Source organism: Streptomyces sp. SID1328 (assembly GCF_009865595.1).
GTDB classification, from domain to species: Bacteria; Actinomycetota; Actinomycetes; order Streptomycetales; family Streptomycetaceae; genus Streptomyces; species Streptomyces griseoluteus.
The window spans coordinates 1-203 of sequence record NZ_WWKH01000294.1 but is presented as its reverse complement, the minus strand read 5'-3'; the positions used below and the strand labels follow the sequence as shown (position 1 = coordinate 203).

Annotated in this window: 1 pseudogene; it reads right to left on the bottom strand. The window is 65.0% G+C overall.

Annotated elements, in window-relative coordinates:
- A pseudogene (locus tag GT030_RS08845) lies at positions 1-196 on the bottom strand (hypothetical protein); the annotation flags it as partial.
- Positions 197-203 lie beyond the last annotated feature (7 nt).

Below are 203 nucleotides of genomic sequence, written 5' to 3'. Positions count from 1 at the left end.
GTTGGCCGGTGGTGAGGTCCCAGAGCCGGACAGTGCGGTCGGAGCTACCGGTGACGGCGATGGGTGTGCCGTCCAGGAGTGTGCAGGCCACTGAGAGCACTACATCGGTGTGGCCGGTGAGAGGTTGGCCGATGGGTTGGCCTGTGGTGAGGTCCCAGAGCCGGATGGTTTTGTCCCAGCTTGCAGTGACGGCGATGGGTGTG